General features: G+C 42.5%; 17 protein-coding genes. 6 read left to right on the plus strand and 11 right to left on the minus strand.

Translation table 11 applies throughout. The annotated features are described in order from the left end of the window. The first annotated feature begins 22 nt into the window (after window positions 1–22). The 5 genes from AC805_RS18785 (at window position 23) to AC805_RS18805 (ending at window position 4,750) form a co-directional block, all read left to right on the plus strand. Window positions 23–1,480: a hypothetical protein gene (locus AC805_RS18785; protein ID WP_055076808.1), complete on the plus strand. Its 1,458-nt coding sequence runs from the start codon at window positions 23–25 to the stop codon at window positions 1,478–1,480. Between the two features lie 80 nt (window positions 1,481–1,560). Next, a complete protein-coding gene (locus AC805_RS18790; RefSeq protein WP_055076809.1) occupies window positions 1,561–2,535 on the plus strand; it encodes a hypothetical protein in 975 nt (324 codons plus the stop codon). A gap of 5 nt (window positions 2,536–2,540) precedes the next feature. Further along, window positions 2,541–3,308, plus strand: a complete 768-nt coding sequence (locus tag AC805_RS18795; RefSeq protein ID WP_055076810.1) for a glycoside hydrolase family 19 protein — start codon at window positions 2,541–2,543, stop codon at window positions 3,306–3,308. After that, window positions 3,308–4,159, plus strand: coding sequence for a hypothetical protein (locus tag AC805_RS18800; RefSeq protein WP_055076811.1), 852 nt, complete (start codon window positions 3,308–3,310; stop codon window positions 4,157–4,159). The genes AC805_RS18795 and AC805_RS18800 overlap by 1 nt, the downstream gene beginning before the upstream one ends. Before the next feature lie 195 nt (window positions 4,160–4,354). Continuing rightward, a complete protein-coding gene (locus tag AC805_RS18805) occupies window positions 4,355–4,750 on the plus strand; it encodes a hypothetical protein (RefSeq protein WP_055076812.1) in 396 nt (131 codons plus the stop codon). A gap of 360 nt (window positions 4,751–5,110) precedes the next feature. Here the strand turns inward: AC805_RS18805 and AC805_RS18810 are convergent, their stop codons facing one another. Next, entirely contained in the window at window positions 5,111–7,600 is a 2,490-nt protein-coding gene (locus AC805_RS18810; protein ID WP_055076813.1) for a tetratricopeptide repeat protein, read from the minus strand. Window positions 7,601–7,680: 80 nt separating this feature from the next. On the opposite strand from AC805_RS18810, the gene AC805_RS25770 reads away from it, so the two are divergent. Beyond that, entirely contained in the window at window positions 7,681–7,986 is a 306-nt protein-coding gene (locus tag AC805_RS25770) for a hypothetical protein (protein WP_156341470.1), read from the plus strand. A 103-nt stretch (window positions 7,987–8,089) separates the two neighbouring features. Here the strand turns inward: AC805_RS25770 and AC805_RS18815 are convergent, their stop codons facing one another. From AC805_RS18815 to AC805_RS18855, 10 genes are all read right to left on the minus strand, one after another. Next, window positions 8,090–9,226: a hypothetical protein gene (locus AC805_RS18815; RefSeq protein WP_055076814.1), complete on the minus strand. Its 1,137-nt coding sequence runs from the start codon at window positions 9,224–9,226 to the stop codon at window positions 8,090–8,092. Between the two features lies 1 nt (window position 9,227). Next, window positions 9,228–9,833, minus strand: a complete 606-nt coding sequence (locus AC805_RS18820) for a hypothetical protein (RefSeq protein ID WP_156341471.1) — start codon at window positions 9,831–9,833, stop codon at window positions 9,228–9,230. Window positions 9,834–9,868: 35 nt separating this feature from the next. Continuing rightward, complete coding sequence (locus tag AC805_RS18825; protein ID WP_055076816.1) at window positions 9,869–10,225, minus strand: hypothetical protein; 357 nt, start codon at window positions 10,223–10,225, stop codon at window positions 9,869–9,871. Beyond that, window positions 10,222–10,677: a hypothetical protein gene (locus tag AC805_RS18830; protein WP_156341472.1), complete on the minus strand. Its 456-nt coding sequence runs from the start codon at window positions 10,675–10,677 to the stop codon at window positions 10,222–10,224. The genes AC805_RS18825 and AC805_RS18830 overlap by 4 nt, the downstream gene beginning before the upstream one ends. A 396-nt stretch (window positions 10,678–11,073) precedes the next feature. After that, on the minus strand, window positions 11,074–11,349 hold the full coding sequence (locus tag AC805_RS25775; RefSeq protein ID WP_156341473.1) for a hypothetical protein: 276 nt from the start codon (window positions 11,347–11,349) through the stop codon (window positions 11,074–11,076). Between the two features lie 160 nt (window positions 11,350–11,509). Continuing rightward, window positions 11,510–12,295: a hypothetical protein gene (locus AC805_RS18840; protein WP_055076819.1), complete on the minus strand. Its 786-nt coding sequence runs from the start codon at window positions 12,293–12,295 to the stop codon at window positions 11,510–11,512. Window positions 12,296–12,389: 94 nt separating this feature from the next. After that, entirely contained in the window at window positions 12,390–12,563 is a 174-nt protein-coding gene (locus AC805_RS25780; protein ID WP_156341474.1) for a hypothetical protein, read from the minus strand. 60 nt (window positions 12,564–12,623) lie between these two features. After that, a complete protein-coding gene (locus AC805_RS18845) occupies window positions 12,624–17,243 on the minus strand; it encodes a helicase-related protein (protein WP_055076820.1) in 4,620 nt (1,539 codons plus the stop codon). A gap of 62 nt (window positions 17,244–17,305) precedes the next feature. After that, window positions 17,306–17,605, minus strand: a complete 300-nt coding sequence (locus AC805_RS18850) for a hypothetical protein (protein WP_055076821.1) — start codon at window positions 17,603–17,605, stop codon at window positions 17,306–17,308. Between the two features lie 184 nt (window positions 17,606–17,789). Continuing rightward, window positions 17,790–18,047, minus strand: coding sequence for a photosystem I reaction center subunit IV (locus AC805_RS18855; RefSeq protein WP_055076823.1), 258 nt, complete (start codon window positions 18,045–18,047; stop codon window positions 17,790–17,792). Window positions 18,048–18,403: the final 356 nt, after the last annotated feature.

Genomic DNA, 18,403 nt, shown 5'->3' on the forward strand with positions numbered 1-18,403 from the left:
CCTTGCAATCAACAATCTTTGCATGGTTGTTTCACTTTTAACATTCGATAATTTCGCGCTACTTCCAGAATCTATAAATTTTGGTGAGGCAGAAACTCGTGAAATCCCAAAACAAGTTGAAGGAGGTGGATTATATCGAATCAAAGCCTTCCGAGCTAACCTCTCCTTAGCGATACAAGGCGTAAATGATATCGAGGCAGCTTATTACATTGGAGCGGCTCAAAACCTATCAGATTTGCGCGATCGCATTACCTACGGTGGAAAAACCATCACGAATTGCTATTTAGTCTCTGCTGCGCCAAAAGGATTTATGTCTGTGGGCGATCGCACCAATGTAGATACCTTGGAGTTGGTGTATGAGTCGAGAGATTGGAGTAATCAGATTGTTCAGGAAATATTTCAGGGGTTCACAATCGACTTGGATGGGATAAAGTACACCGATGGGGAATCGGTAAGCGTACAGTATGCCGATGGCGCGATCGTGCGGACGGCGACCATTAAAAAGCGAAAGCTATCAATCACAATTAAAGGCAGCACCCCACAGGACTATTCTTATTTTTTAAACATTCTTTATGCGAACCCTGTAAACCCTCCAAAGGAAACTTTCACTTTGGGTGGGATTACTTTAAAGGATGCGATCTTAACCTCTGTCGTGCCGTCAGCAGCAATCAATTCGAGTTTCGGGGTCATATCCGATACATTAACTCTTGAATATGAGTCGAGAGACTATGACGTACCCTACTCGCAAGGGACGTTTCAAGGATATCCAATCGCAAATATTAGCATTGGCGCGGATACTAAAGTTTTTGCTCTCAATCAACCAGGCATAGGGCGGAGAGACGTTACGGTTTACAAGAGAAAAGCATCGTTTAACCTCATTGGAACACCCGCTTCACTGGCACTAGGGTACGTGCAAATAATCGACGATACATCTTCCGCATTATACCCACCACTAAAAGATATAACGATCGCTGGATATCGAATTACAGATGCGGTCCTTACCAATGTAGTCCTCGGAGAAACAGTATTTCTTGCAGGGCAAGAGATCCGCAGTACATTACAACTGGAATACACCAGTCGCTACTGGTCTTACGATCCAACTGGTGGGGGTGCTGCAAACTTCTTTGATGGATACGAAATCGATAGTGTTAGCTTTGGCGAAGTAGATGGCAATACCGTGCAATTGAATTTTAATGGGTCTTTGCGTAGTCTAGCGATCGCAAGAACGTCAATAACATTTACTTTAGTTGGAGTAAAAGCTGACTCAGTAACCTCTTATCGAAGTGTAGCCGCAGCTTCAAGAGGAGTATTGCTTTATGGAGGCATCCCAACTTTAAGGAATTTAAACTTTTTGGGAGTAACTTTAAATAATTGCTACCTAATAAATGCGTCGGCATCTGGCAAAGAATATCTATTTGGAAGTGAGAAACATGTGGATAGTTTAAGTTTAATTTATGAGTCGTTCGATTGGGATTATTAATCGCTGAAATCGCGCATTATCAGAATATGTAGAGATCTAATGCCAAAAATTATTGCATTGGATCTCTACACAAAAAAGCAATGTCACCACAACAACCAACCACTAAAGTAGAACCTCGCAACCTATTCTACACAAAGGTTTTTATCTTTCTTTCAATTAGCTTCCTCTCTGGTTCTCTGGCAATGCTTGATGACATTTATAAAAACGGGTTGACCTTCCTAAAAGGTGGAACTGTTGGCATTTCTCTACTCAGTGCTATCGGTGTAACTGTCGATAAAATGGAAAAGGAGACGAACACTTCTACCCCAGAATGGTTCGCTTTTGGCAGAAATCCAGATAAGGCGCTTGTTAATGCGAATGCTATCAATGAAGCAAACCAAGCTTTACCACCCTCAATGAGATTACAGACTCCAGGATCACTTGCAGAAGAACTTGTCAATGACATTCCAATGGTGAAACAATTATCCAAGGACTTAACTAATCCGATCGCTTTGGCTGAAGATGCGATCTCAGATATTCCTGAAGTAGATAAATTAATTGCAAAAGCTCGGAAAAATCCGTTTGGGAAAGCCAAACAAGTCGCACAGACCGTAGGGAATGCGACAGGTGCGGGCGTATCTGGTGTTTTTGGAGTGCTTGGAATAGTGGCGAAAGCAACTTTGCAAGGCTTGACAGGTAATCTTCCTGCATCTGGTCAAACTGTCGTAATAACCCCATCCAACAGTCAGCAGCAGTTAGCTTCTGCTAATATTCCTCAAATTGTAGATTCAGCCGAACAAATCAGCAAAAAGATTAATACAAGTCCGGTTGCAGTAATTGGGGCTGTTGTTCAAGATATTGACCCTGGCGATAAAACTATAGCTACTGCGATCGCAGTAGCTGGCGATGTGTCAAACATTGCATCAGCACCTATTAAGGGAATTGGAGATTTGGTTGAAGATATTTCGCCAGACCCAAACGTAGAAACTGTCGTCAACGACGTAGAAAAAGCTGCTTCTATTGCTACAAGTCCTATTGGTGCAGGCATCGGAATTATATCTTCTTTATTCCATTAAATAATATGCTTACAATTCAAGTAATCAATGATACTTATCTCAAGGCGAACCCAGTTCAAGCAAGTGAATTGGGTAACGATCAAAAGGTATTTATCCCAGCTAGCGACAAGACTCTTGAGATTTCTAGCTATGGGTATTACCCCGATGGACAGCACCTTCAATGCTTGATCGTGCAACCACCTATGCAATTTTTTGCTTTTCTCAAACATATCAAATTGTTCAAAGATGGCGATCTTGTATCTAGGGATTTAGTTAGCCAAAGCCAACTTGAAGCGATCGCGCCAAATTCCGACCCTGCTCGGCTAGCGCAATTATTGCCTTACTTAAATTCGACAATGATTCGTTATCAAATTAATACCCCTCTCCGCAAAGCGCACTTCCTCTCGCAGACTGCCCATGAAAGCGATGGCTTCAATACCAACGAAGAATATGCTTCGGGGAATGACTACGAAGGTTGTGAAGATTTGGGGAATGATGTGCCGGGTGACGGAGTTCGATTCAAAGGTAGAGGTTTAATCCAAGTTACAGGTCGGACAAATTATGCTGCTTGCGGCAAAGCTTTGGGCATCGATCTTATTGATAACCCAACAAGACTCGGTGACTTCGACCTTGCCTGTTTGAGTGCTGGTTGGTTCTGGGATATGAACGGGCTTAATGCCGATGCCGACATTGATGATATTCGAGTAATTACCAGAATTATCAATGGTGGCTACAACGGACTTGATGATCGCCAAGCTTATTTGGATAGAGCAAAAAGTATATTTGTTAGCTAATGTTCCAACTTTTGTCTGCCGATTTACCTACCACACCGCAGAAAGCTCCTGCTCAGACCTCAACACCATTCATGCGGCTATGGAATGGGAATGGCGCATCTAGGTCGATGGCTCCCATTGCGATCGCAGATTACCTAAAGATGTATGCAAATAGTGTAGGTTTAGAGCCAATAGTCTTTCATGGCATTACCCCTTCAAGGACAGGAATCTACTATACCTACACTTTGCCCCTTGCTGCCTATCAAGTATATATGCAGGGCTTTAAGCAAATCACAGATCCAAGATCTGCCCCCCCTAATTCCTTCTGGCTGAATGGACAGATCGTAAATATAATTAAGACGACACCAGCTACAGAGGTAAATTTAGATGCTGTACTAAGCGCAACTGCGGCATCTACTCCAATCGCAAATCAATATCAAGTCAATACTTCATCATGGGGAACATTTACCGTTCCTACCAACATATTTGTTGATGGCATTGAGTTGACCCAATCTGACACCAATTCGCCAGGAACGTTTCAGGTGCTTAGCAATGCAATTAACATTTATACCTCAGCCCCATTACCAGTAGGTAGTGTGGTAGTTCATATAAATCAAAATGTACCCCCAACCCCGAACTCAGTCGTTGCTACTTACGACCTTCCTTCCTTCGCTCATGTTGCGGACTTGGCTGGGCGATCGTACTTTCGGGCATCCAACTACTTATCCCCTAATGAGTACGATTTTGTGAGCGATGACACACAAAGTATAAGCCTGTTCGCACCATTGGCTATGTTCACTGGTCTTGAGGTCTTTACTAAAATGGATGTTCTTAATGCGATCGCTAAAGATGTGACAAGTATATCTTTTTAAGAGCGAATATCCCGAATTTTATTAGGTAATTCTTTTCCTGAGTCAATGTAGAGAAGGTTGGATCTCAATCGGTGTCAGTGGTGATACATCCCCCGTTAAATTATTAACGGGGGTTTATTTTGGTCAAATTCGCGATAAACCCAGCATTAAATAGAAGTAGAGAGAACCTGAGACTAACTATAGGTTTATCTAGCTATGCCTGATCTCAATATCTCACTAATTCCAATACCTGATTTACCAGAGTTTGTCGCAGATTCGGCAACAATCGGGCAGGGTAATGCGATTCCTCTCAAAATCAATTACAAAAGAGTTATCACAGAATTCTCCGCAGCAAAAAGAACTATTGAGTACACATGCTCCGGGCTAACTGGCGACCAAATTACTTATCTGCAATCTTTAGTAAATACCAATTTAAAAAATCTACTCCGACGGACAGATCCAGTTTCGCAGGACATTAGCATGTCGGGTTTGCTGTTCACGGGTTGTTTCATTCGCTCAGTTTTGCCGAATGGTGCGCTTACTATTGAATCTCAGTCCTTGATTGATTCTACCAAGATCATTTACGAAACTTTCGGATACGTCTTGGTCTAATTGCGATCGAGTGGTCTAGGGGATTTTTACTACTGTATATGGGTTTTAGCTTCTAAAAACACCAAAAAACAGCATATCGTGAGCGCCCATTCGGACGCTTTTTTATTGCTCTTTAATAAACCTTGACTTTCCAAAAAAAGTTCTTGCTTAAATTGTTTGATCGATTCTTCAATAGATTTACGCTTGGAATTAAAGCGAAAAGTAAGTCTTATATACCTATGCGATGCACCTTCCTAATTAACCTTAGTTCGATAGGGCTATTCATTGTGGCTTTATTTTCTCCTGAATTTTATTGCTTTTTTGGATGAGGTTGCCCTGATCTCAAAACGGAGATTCTCTATTTCTTTCAATATCTTTGTCTTATTCTCCTAAGTCATCCTGAATTTTTGCTAGGAGTTCTTCGCAGTCTTTGACTAAGGGAATGCCAAGTTCTTGGGAGAGGGTGAGGGCGGCTTGGCAATGGGTGAGGGCGAGTTGGGGTTGATTGGTTTGATGGGCGATTTCGGCAAGGGATTTGAAACTATGGGCGGTTAAATCTTTAATGTTAATTTCTTGGGAAATAACTAAGGATTCTTGAATTTTGGTTTCTGCTTCGCTGTAGTTTTTAAGTTTGATTAACGAATACCCTATATTGTGTAAAGAAATTGCTACTCCTCGCCGATAGCCGATTTCTTCACTGATGTCGTGATATTGGTGGTGGTGGGCGATCGCTTTTTCATACTGCCCCAAGGATTCATAACAATTGCCTAAATTTCCTAGAGATCTTGCCAACCCTTGCCGATCGCCGATTTCTTCACTGATATCGTGATGTTGCTGGTGGTAGGCGATCGCTTTTTCATACTGCCCCAAGCCTTTATAACAATTGCCTAAATTTCCTAGAAAACTTGCCACTCCTTGCCGATCGCCGATTTCTTCGCTGATGTCGTGATATTGATGGAGATAGGCGATTGCTTTTTCATACTGCCCCAAGAAATAATAACAAATTCCTAAATTCCTTAGAGATCTTGCCACCCCTTGCCGATCGCCGATTTCTTCACTGATGTCGCGATATTGATGGAGATAGGCGATCGCTTTTTCATACTGCCCCAAGGAATTATAACAACTGCCTAAATTTCCTAGAGAACTTGCCACCCCTTGCCGATCGCCGATTTCTTCACTGATGTCGTAATTTTGCTGGTGGTAGGCGATCGCTTTTTCATATTGCCCCAAGTCTTTATAACAATTGCCCAAACGGTTCAATGATTTGCGATGACAATCTTGTTCCCGTTGACTCCCTGCGATTACCTGCTCATATAACTGTACTTGTTGACGATAAAACCCTTGTAAATACAAAAATTGATTAACCGATTTATTTTTCCCTTCCCCCCCTCGTTCCTCATTCAAAATATCAAAAGCTAACTGCCATTCTCCCAACTCCCCTGCATGGTAAAACCCCTCTAAATACGCCGTCAAATCCTCCAAGGATTCCCAAGGTGGCGCAGGTAAATGTGCCAAAAAATAATCCAACGCAGCTTGATGCGCCGATCGCAACAACCCAGAATCCGCTTGCTGTTGCACCACCATCGAAATTAAAGGCAAAAACTGAAACCGTCGCGGTTTTCCCTTGAGAGGTTCGGGGGGAAACTCCTGCAACAACGACAAACGCGCTAAATACCGTAACTCTGCATCCGTTACCTCGGCTGTTAACCCCTGAGCTAACCCTAGATCAAAAATCCCTCGCAATACCGATAACCGCTTTAAAATATCCCCTAACTTTGCCGATAATCGCGCCAAACTCGCCGCAACTACTTCTCTGACACAGGTTTCCCTATCACGGTGATAACCCTCCACCGTAAACAAATCTAAACCCAAATTTTCCGCCTCTGTCACACCAACCCCTTCCCCTAACTTGTCCCGCATCAAACTCGATACCAGTTGCATCAAGAGAGGATGCCGATCCATTCGGTTCACAAAATGGGCTAATTCCTGCTGCGTACCCGTTAATCCATAGTCTTCCGTCACCAAACGCATCGCATCGGCTTCCGCTAACCCCTTTAGGGCTAACCAATAACAACGCGGCTGCAAATTGGCGCTAAACACTGGCTGTTCCCGACTGGTGAGCAATAGCTTACTATGCATCCCATTCCCTAACCATTGGCTCAAAAATTGACCATAAACCGACTTCCCTTCTGCTGGTATTACCGTTTCCATATTGTCCAACACCAACAAACAAGGCTCAGCGATTAACCCTTCGACGATCTGTCCAATTAACGTCTCTTCGTCCCATTTTTCATCATAATCTCGTCCCAACTGCTCCAATAACCATCGCCCAAATTGTGCCAAGGGATAAGGCTGGATAAAACTCACCCACAACACTCGCCAATCAGGGGCTAACTGCTCCTTGAACTTCACCGCTAAAGCCGATTTACCATAGCCTCCTGCGGCGGTCATCCCGATTAAGCGGACTTTCTCATTGCTTAGGGCGGTTTGGAGTTCCTTGATTTCATCCTGTCGTCCCTGCCATTCAACTACAGGCGGAGGTGTCGTATTTAAGGTTGCAGCGATCGCCACGGCTTGAGACGTTTGACGAGACTTAGCGGGATGCCATTCATTGGGGTCAACGATCTCCGTGACCTCTACACGCAAAGCAGCACAAATAGCTAGGATGCAATCTCGATCAATGCGTTCACCGTTAAAAAATCGTCTTACCGTTCTTGATTCGACTGAAGCTTGAGCGTTCTGAGAAATGCGATCGGCAATGCCTTCATAGGTCAAACGGGTTCCATCCGCTTCGCCAGCCGCCTTAACCTCACGAAGTTTTCGCAGTCCCGCAACGGTTGCGGCGATCCCTCTATTGCGCTGTGTAGGCATGGCTCAACCAAGTTTTTCTGACTGTGTGGATTTAGTTTAACTCAATATCAAAGAGGACAGAAAAGGCAGTTAAGAAAAGTTTGCTATCTGCCTTAACCCGTCTGGAGGTTTCAGGTCATTTTTTCGATGATGGCATTGTCAACTTTATGGAGAACTTCCCCATGACTCCCTTCCAACGATTTGTTAAGCTCGTAATTATTGCCAACCTTTTGTTATTCCCGCCAACACAGAGACGAGCTTTCTTACAACGATTTCTTAAGTTTGTAATCATTGCCAACACGTTACTGCATCTGTTCGCCTCCTTCGGTTTAAAACTCGATTTAGCCCACTCTTTTAAAGAACCTCCGCTCGTACCACCTAGTCAAACTTGCACCAAGCAACCCTAACCAGACAGATTGCCGACTTTTTTAGACAAGCAAAGACAATTTGCAAATTTACAAAAAGTCGGCAATCTCAACTTCGCCACTCTGGTAACCTACTAACCATTCGTTAAGAGGGTTCGGGGTTCAGGGAAGACTGTTGCTCTGCAAAGAATCTGTCCATGATTACAGGAATAGTTTCGACATCGATAACTTTAGGCTCGATTTCATCAGGTTGTTCAGGAGCCATCATTGCAGCAATCTTACTCACATACTCCCTTGCCTCGTCAGTCAAATTACTAAGGCGATCGATTGTTTCTTTCTCGTTATTAACTCGATTTAAAATGCCATTGATTCTTTTTAAATCATCATTATTGAATGCTTCGTTAGCTGCCTCTTTAATTTTTAACAACAGTGTTTTAGAGGCATCAGACTTTGCTGGAGGCAAGGCTGATTGCCCAGCCCCGATCGCCTTATTTTTATTATCGAGATTTGGTTGACTGTGAAGTACGCGGACATACTCTCCAACAGAAGTTACAACTTCTTTCCAGATTGGTCGCCACGATTCTTTGGTCATGACTTCATCTTCGCCAATCCAAACAGTTTTGTCACCGAGTGTCCATAGGGTCGCAAAGGTGACGACTTTGTTCGTCTCTCTGGCAGATGGACGTTTTTCGATCCCAATCTTTACTGCATGAGCAAGCCTGTGGTCATTGCGATTCGTCTTCTTATGGTCTTGAGTGACCACAACCCTTAGCTGGTTAAACAATGAAATCGCAAAAATATTGTCAGGGCGCATCCTGATGCTGTATTGATTTTGCCTATCGATGGCTCTAAGGTAAATATAAGTCTCAGCATTTTCAATACTCTGTGTCAATTCTGCTAATGCCCTCTCCTTCTTTTCACGCAATTCGGGCTTGTTGGCTAATGCTTCGATCTCTTCTTCAAGCTCAGCGATTTTATTTTGTGATTCCAACTGCTTACCTTCGTCTAGCTGCACCTCGCGGATTTGGTAATTGACGATCGTACATTCAATGCCAACGTAATCAAAGTCTACCCATTGCTTTGTGGGGTCAGCAATGTTTGTATCCTTGACCTGCCATCCAAGGCTACCGCGTTGATCGATCGCGATTTCGATGGGCTTAGGATATCCCTTATCGGGGAGTTTACTTAATCCTCCACGACCAAATCCACGAGCATTCTGAGGCGTAATCATGGTGATGTAAACTTCTCGAATCATCTGTTCTAGAGTCAATTCTTCTAACATGTTAATTCCCTCGATTATTTAATTCCCAACGTCTGATTGCCGCAGACCATTCTGCGTTGTGATTCCAATTCATCCGAATAATTTCATCACCTGACGGCAGATAATATTTGCGATCTAAAGAAGTAGCACCACGAAAGTCGTTAAGCTCTAACGTGCTTACATATCGCCAGTCATTCCCAGCTCGTTCTTCCCTTTTCCAATAAGGGGATGCCGCTTTTGTATCGCGAAACTGAAAACTGTTGCTAAAAGAGTATTTCCAGTAAATTACAGAACCTTCTGGCAATACTTGTACCCTTTCCCACTCACCCTTGGCGATCGCTACTGATTGAGCGATATACTTCCACTTGGGTAAGTACTTGATGACATTTGCAATCTCTTTGGCGGTTACAAATTGGGCTAGGGCAATTTTCTCAAACGCTGGATGCATCCATATCAGGGAATAATACCCTGAACAAAGACTAGGTATATTTTCGTGTTCAACTATCTCTAGTTCTGGTTCTAAAGATTCTTTTAGAGTACCAATGAGTCGTTTCGAGCTTTTGCTTCTGCCCATGTTTGTCCTAATGCCTTTACCACTGTATCCCAATCCGCATCCAGTGTTTTTCACAAGTATATCCATATTGATAACATGTTGATATTGTATTAATCAAGGGAAATATTTATTGCCTTTTCTGCGGAATCAGCTAATATTTTCAATCTGCGACCATATATCGCTTGCCGGGAAACATTAAAGTCCTTTGCGATCGCAGCTAAACTCCGATTCCTTCTGGACAAGATAGCTCGGTCGATAGGGTCAATCTGATCGCGAAGTCGATACCCAAGGCTTTTTTTAACCTCTGCTACATTATGCTTTCTAAGCAACCGACGAATGCGATCGCTATTGATATTGAAGCAAAAACGCGATTCCAATTCAGCAGAAATTTCGTTAGCTGTTTTCCAATCCGTTGTAAGAATCGATTTAACTCTTTCTAATAATTCTGCACGATCAGCCTGATTCATCCCACCACCCGATTCTCCGCAGATTTTGCCGCCCGCTGCAACAAATTTTCTTTTTTCTCGTTTTTTAATTCAAGTAATTGCATTAGCAGCATTTCTGGATTCTCCAACAATTCTGCTGATAGGGAGCTTTCACTTTTTATTGAAACCCTTACGGCTATGTCAGTGATTTTGCCATCTCTTTTTGACTTAACAAAGGCACGAGAATCAGTTATATAACCAATTTTTGACTTTCCGCAATTCAGGGAACCATCTGCCATATTTGGAGAATTGACGATTGTGTGAATCCAATAATCACCGTCAGGAGTTCGTGTAATTTCGACTTCTCCACCCGGAAATTTGACAAGAAAGAGATCGTATTCAGGTTTTTTGATGTCTCCTGTAAGTTCTATACCCATACAGTTACTACCAAATTTCTCGATCTTAAGATGTGAGCCAGTACCTTTTTTAGCCATTGGTTCTCCCTTTTTTAATTCGTGATCGCCCCTCGACTGGGTTCGGGGTTGAGGGACGATCGCTAGTTTAATTACCAATAATTCGTAAAAGTAGTCTTCCTAGAACCTTTTGGGGTAAAAGCTTTCTGGACACAGACCCTATCGCCATCTGGTGTATTAGGAATCCAGCCCGCACTGGTTCCATCCGAGTTCCTAGCCTCTGAAGCCTTGATTCTGCGATAAACAGATTTACCGTAACGATCCTTTTCAACGATTTCTCCGTGTTGGAGTCTGTTTAAGATATTTGTACTTAGCATGAGTTGATTCCATTAAGTTTTACAAGATTCGCGATCGCCCCTCAATCCGAACCCAGTCAAGGGACGATCGCGATAGTTAGCTGTTGGTAAATGATGGACATTACAATCCACTCCTGTTTCGCGAGTTATATACAATTTGCAATGAACTGGCGACAAATCCTAGAAGAAATGCTCCTGCCGCGACCCCAGAAGTAACAGCACCAAGCTCATCACCTTGCTTGACTTGATTGATTGCCGCAAAAACATTGTCAGCACATGCAGTCGCAGTGGCTTCCATTGGAGGAACAATACTAGGGTGAGGATTTACGGTGTCAGCACCATCCTTCAATTTGCGAGTTCGTTTTGGACGAGCTGATTTGAGCCTTTTGGTTGCCATATTTTTTTTGGGTGATAAGTCTTGACTACGAGGAACAATTGACCATTTCTGCTTACTTCAAGTTCTTGACGAAGGCGATCGCGTTCTTTATTTTTGTTCGACATCAGAATCCTCAAACTAGCTGCAACTGCGATCGCTTAGTTACCTCGCGATCTGCATTTTAAATAGACTCTTTAGGGAAAGAGTAAGTTATGGTTATATTCTTCTCAGTAACCACAAAAGGATATTCTTCTGAGAAGATTTGATCCAGTGGAATATCTGAGTAATTGTGATACACCGCAACTTCATCGTCTCCTACAGGATCAATTAATTCAAAGTTTTGAATTAATTTGCCATCCTGGACCATTTGGGATAATGTTTCATGCCAAAGCTTTTTGTCAAACTTGAGGTTGAAATACTTGTAAGAATGGGTGGTAAATCGAGAACGGTAGAATGGGCTATTGTGAAGGCATTCTAGGGCGATATTGATCAGTCCTAAAGGAGTTGGGGATATCGCAGTCTCTTTCAGTTGCTCAATTTTGATGGAAGCGATCGCGACTTCGACGATCTCATTAATGAGATATTCTGCGTCATCCTCATCCATCAAAGTGACATTAGCAAAACCCCTCTTTGCCCTTTGAGTAGCAGCCGATACTGTGTATTCTAGCCTTTGGATTTTGCGGGCAGTTTCGACAGAAACGCCCATCTTGCGGGCTTCAAGGTCGAGTTCTTTTTCTCGCTTTAATTCTCGGCTAGCTTTTACTTCTATACGGAAAGCAAGAAGTTCATCGTGGAAAGATTCAAAGCCCTCAGTCTCCTCAATATCCCAAATAGGATCGTAAAGCCAATTTTCTTTCAGCCTTTCGACATCTTCTCGTGTAATTTTATTCTCTGCCGATGCACCACGATCTGAACATACATTTGGATCGATGATGGGCAAATCACTGATTAATTCATTATATGGCATTTATTAATCCCTGTTGTCCTGTCGTTGTAACTGCGATCGCTTAGTCCCCTCGCGATTATTGTCTTAGATTTGTTTTACAGCAGATAAACGCGGATTATTTGCTGTAAATTACCCAGTGTTTTTTGAAATCGTCTTCAGACCAATTATCTTCAACACCATCACAGACAAGAATGTGAATTGTGTGCTTACCATCAACGATTTCTCGTTTTTTGTAGCTTGCAATGCGCTTGGAATGGATATTTCTAAAGTAATGAGTAGTTTTTTCCATGTTTTACTCTTATTAAATTGTTTTGAAAATCCATTTATTCATAAACAATTTAATATATTGTTAACGTATTGATACCGTATCAGTATCGCCATCAGTTGTCAAGCGTAGATCGCTTTTTCCCTGAATGCCGTAGTCTTTTTTGATGTCTGGGAAGTCCAAAACGTTAGACTTCGGAGCATTTATCGCCTCAGCAGTAGATTTGATCTCAACCAGCCAGTTGGGATAATTATCTTCAGGTCTGAACCAGAATGAGTAAACTTTCTCTCGAAGTTCACGGATGATTGCAGGATTTTCACGATCGGGCATTAAAGAAGGTTGTGATTTCATAGCGAACTCAAATTCTTCTTCGTCCCCAATAGCAAATTGTTGCTCACTGGCTTCTTGCTGAAAGATGGTTTCTAACTCGTCAATCAATACCTTTAGATTGGCAATGCGATCGAAGCAGTTATTCCCATCCTCATCAACAAACTGTTTGTTTAGCTCTTTCCCGACTGACAGCATTTTACTCTCAATCGAAATCAATCTATTTTCTTCTTTAATGAGGTTTGAGCCAGTTTGAGAAAAAGATTTCTTGATTTCTCTAAAATAACAGGTATTAGAAATAGAAACCTTAAGCCCATTTGGAAACAGCAAAAAGCCATTGGCATGGTAGCCACTCATGCCAACTTTCGGGATATACATGTAGATATCACAACCGCAATAGGTCGCAACCTTGCGTTGGGGTTCAGAGAATCTACCCTTTTTTTGAGATGATTCGGCATAATCATTCATGCTATCGACTAAGTATTCCTCTCTGGAATCACCTTCATAGGCGATACCATCAAGCCCAATAATCCGATCGATTGGCAATGTAGGGGGCTTCTCTTTCTTAACCCTGGACCTCTTTTTAGTCACCTCTGTTTCTGCGTCAGAAGTAGGGGTTAATACTGGTTCCTCTGCTAGCTTAACTAGGTATGGCTCAACATAGGCTGTCGCATCCTTAATTAGTGCAATTTGGTCAATGAGATCGATCCTTTCATGGGGAAGGTTTAATTCCTCCTTCTCCAAGCTGCGGCGATTCATTTGCCAAGCTCGTTCCTCGGCAAGCAGCATTACTAATTCGCCTTCCGCCTTGAATTTCTCCATAATTCGAGGATCGCTAGATGCGATCGCCTTCATTTGGGCATAGGTCATTGGCTCAACATCGATATCGCCACACTTCCTATTTTTAGAATTAAGATTACTAAATTGTCTAAATCCATCTGCCTTCGCCTGTAAAGCTTGAGCCTTAAATCCGTCAATCGAGGCTGACCCTTGAGAGCCTTGAGTGAGGTATTGAAAGTCATAGACTATATAATCCTCAAACATAGACCCAGGACGTTCGATCCGCCCGATGCGTTGATCGTCCTTAGCAGGAGTCCAAGGAACGTCAATTTTATGAATAGCGATTAAACGTTTCTGGACATTTACACCAGTGCCGAGCTTTTCTGTAGATCCCATGACTACAGCGATCGCGCCATCATTGACATCCTTGAATAAAGTATCACGTTTGTCTTTTTCATAATCATGAATAAACACAAACTGATCTTCGGGCATCCCTAAAGCACAGCAAACTTGCTTTATATATTGGTAAGCGGTGAATTCAGTACTGCCATAATTCTCAGGAATCATGGCAAGCTCCCATATCAAATCCTCGCAAGCCTCATGACGGCTTTTAAAGAGGATAGACTCATAAGTACCATCAAGGCTTTTGTTGTACCAATACCCTGTACTAACATCCTTGATTAAATACCCAATTCTAATACCATTATCCTTTTTGGAAGAACCCTGAGCAACAATAATGCTCCTATTAGATTCAACAACAACTTTGTAAGGCTTTTGCTGTTTTTTCGGAGTGCTGACATCGGAAAAGACAAGTTGGGTTGCCTTCACATCTCTTGTTGCTTGCCAGATTTTCCACACATTCCACGCACAGGCATTTAATTTATGGTTGACCCAATCCCTCGCATTAGGATCGACAAGTGCCATGTGCATACACCCAAGGATGCCATCTGTCGTAATGACCAGCATGTTATCTTCTTTTGGATCTACTTCTCTATTCTTAACTGCCAAAGCTCTGGCAACGAGAGAATTCATATAGGCAATTTGGGAAGCATGAGGTTCCGAAGACAACACTATATGCCGAATATTCGGGCGGCGTAATTTCAGATCTTGCTTCGTTTTAATATCCATGCTCTGAGCGCACATGTTTTTCAACTCAGGGATATTATTGAAATTGGAAAACCGTTCCTTTTTCTTCAACCTACCCGTAGCACTGATTTCAAGTGAACTAACAATCTTGCCGAACATTGCCCGCCATGCATCAAAACTATCTAGACCCAATTCCTTGAGTAGATCTGGTTGTAATAGCATTTGGTTGGAATACATCTGTGCAATCGTATTAACTAAATGCGTTCCTGTTAGCAAGACAACCCTCTTGTTGCGACGATACAAATCGTGGAATTTCAATAGCGCATCCCCAGCTTGTTTGCTGCCATCGCCAGAAGGAATCCCGGCTACATTGCGAAGCGTGGATTTGATCGGTATATTGAGCAAGCAGTGCGCCTCATCAAAAATGACACAATCAATTCCCAAATCCTTCCAATACAGGGAGTCGTCCTTCCCGGATTTCAGATTATTAAGATGTTTTACGATCGCATCTTTCTTCTGAACTCTCTGCTTTTGAGCCTTTTTACTGTTACTTTTTTCCATCTTGGATAGTTCAGCCTTGAGATGATATTGCTCCACCTCAGAGGAATACGGAATTGCCTCAAAATCTTCCTTAGTGCAAATTGCAATGTCATAGCTTTCAAATGCTAGACGGGAGAGAAACTCCCTTCTTAGGTCAACATTAGTATCTGGCGATCTCACTAACAACGTTGCCTGTGGGAATACGCCACGACATTGATCAGCGAATTGAGTAGTTGTAGAGCCGAGTACAACAATTAGAGTTTTATGATTGGCGATCAATTCGCGAAGTTTCATTGCGATCATCGCAGCTTCCAAGGTCTTCCCAGCACCAACACAATGATATGCTCCAGTCCCTTTGCCATGATTGCGGATGACAAGTTCGACGAGATCTAATTGATGGTCGTGAAAAGTCAAAGGCTTACCTTGGAAAATTTCGGCAGCTTGTGGGAATGTTAGATAACTGCCGTCTAGGGTAGGGACTTTGTAGACGTTAATTTCACTGTTGTACCAATCGGTCAGGAGGATTGCTCGGTCTAGATCGCTCCACAACCACTCATCCCATGCCTTGAGCATATTCTTCTTCGCCGCAGTGCATGCCGCTGTCCCTTCCTTGTTCTCGACCTGACGCTTCACTTCCATACCGTCTACCCACATTGTCACGGTATCGTAGACGATAGGGTTGCGATCGCCTAAGCAGATCTCAAAGATTTCCCGACCAGATCGCCAATGACCTCCTGCCCATTCCTTAGTATTTTTGCCAGAAGTTTTGACGTTATCAGCAAAAACAACATCGAACTCATGTTTTTGATTTTTATTAAAATAATCAACTGAAATTGCTAATGCATATTTCCTTGCTGCATATGGAACTGACGTTTTGGCTTTGATTGAATCCTGCAACTCTTTTTCAAAGTATTGATAGTCATCATGGAACAAAAACCGAGCAAAAGCCTGATAAATACTTGATGTATGCTTCCCGATGTAAGCGCCCATCAGCAGGGTGATCTCATTATTAAACATGTCCCGTTGCTCATCTTCGGGCAGATAAGCTTCAAGGTTCAATGCCTCAATAACATCACGCTTAATAGCACTATTTAGTGGGACACAAGGCAGGGCTTGATTATGCCGAAGTGTATCGAGGTACACTTCAATATTGAGCCATTCTGGAATAGCTGTCCAAGACTGAACTTTCTCCAATCTTTTGCGAACATTGCCAGAGATGTAGTCGTTACGATCTCTCCATTCAGTAATGTCCGTATCCGCAGGGTCTTGGGGAGGATAAGCGCCATCGTAATAAGCAAAGCCCTTAAGTTGGGCGATCGCATCTTCAAGGGAGACATGAAGCTTTTTGGCAATCCACTTAATATCGACCTTTCCGAACTGGTTAAGAGAAGCGAGATATCCTTGCTCGGCTGTCTCTACAACATATTCAACAGACTTCGCGACAGTGCGGCGATGGAATATGGCAGACTTCTCGCCATCAATTAGCAAGGAGCAAATAACACCATAGCCAGATTGCTTGCGGAATAAAGCTTTATTGCTTTTATCCTGTGGAATGCCGTAAATATCAACAAATCCGTCATAAGCCAAGTTAAGCTTTTTCTGCGATCGTGCCAATTGCAAATCGTCGCCATGAATATTCAAATGCAAGGTATCCTTGACGACCTCCCATAGCTCTTGCCACGCTTGAATACGAGCAAAATCTGGCAGGTACTCCATAGTCTCAGCCCCAATGAGGTAATGCATTCCCCTGTACTCTACGATGTCACCGATTTGATGGCTTTGCAGAGCAATTGGTATAAACTCACCCTCGAATAGGTTCGGGGTTGAGGGTACATAGCACCCTTTGATAGCCTCTTTTGCTTCCAATGCCCGACTCAGTAGAGTGGCGATCGGCTCAGGTGAAGAGATAGCACGATGGATAGATGCATAAAGCACCGAAATTTTGACCGTACCGAGTACTGGAATGTCCATAGTTCCCTCTGCATATTGTTAGTATATTGATTTCGTGTCATTCAAGGCAAAAAAAAGATGACTTACTTAAGTGCAAAGTAAGCATCGCAAATCGTTATGAACTTTTCAGAAAGCTGTTGATAGGAGGATTCAAGAAGCTGTTTCCTTTCTGAAATTGCCCTCGACATTCTTTCGGAAGTAGTGAGGATCTCATGGTCAACTCTTTCGGCATCCCAAATCATAGCGATTAATCGATACCGATCGCATTCACAGAGAAAACAATCAGGAAGAAGTTTGTTCCCGTCGATACCAAGAGTTCTTAGTATCGAAGTCACACGACCATCTCCCACAGAGTTCCACCACCGAATATTATTGATATTCATTGTTTCCACTGGTTATATTTTTGACAAAACAAAGCCCGCATATCAAGGCGATCGCGGGCTTAAATAGATATTGATTTTTTTGGAATGGGCATTCTGTAGTTAAATCCTTATACCTCAAGTGAAGTAAATATGAATACTAAGAATGAAAATAGACCAAATTTGAGGACATTCTGCTCTTTATAATTCAAGGTTTATTCCTAGGACTAAGATCGCCTTTAGGTTTAGGTGCTTCAATTTCAATTAATTCAGATTCAGCAAAATTACTGGTGTTGATACCAGAATAGTTCACCTTATTAAAGCGAACAATAACTGGATATTTACCAGCACCACTTTCAATAGTAGCTACTGTACCAACGTCTTGATACCAGTACGACTCAGGACGAAGAATGCGTACTTTAGAACCACGTTGAACAGCATAGCTAGGGGGAGCATTAAGAAGCAATCCACCAGCGAAAATTGAGAAGGATGCTACGAGTACGAGCAGTAAATTAGTAATGCGTTGAAGTTTAGTTTTCATGTATACTCCTATACATATTAATTAACAATATTAGATACTTAATCGCACTGATTTAAGATAGCTTACAATGCATAAAGCTATCTTAACTTTAATTATTAGAGATAACTGCGATTCATAAAAGACCTCTCGATACGCGAGAAACTCCGCGCTTTAGCGCTGAGAGGTAAGCGAACGGCGGTTTTAACCGCCAGTAGATATTAGAATCCATAGCTATAGCCATCCTTACGATGAATAGTTTTGCAATATTTGTGGCTGACACCTTGAATTAGCGTTGATGAAGA

The sequence above is a fragment of the Pseudanabaena sp. 'Roaring Creek' genome (genome assembly GCF_001402795.1).
In the GTDB taxonomy this organism is placed as follows: Bacteria; Cyanobacteriota; Cyanobacteriia; order Pseudanabaenales; family Pseudanabaenaceae; genus Pseudanabaena.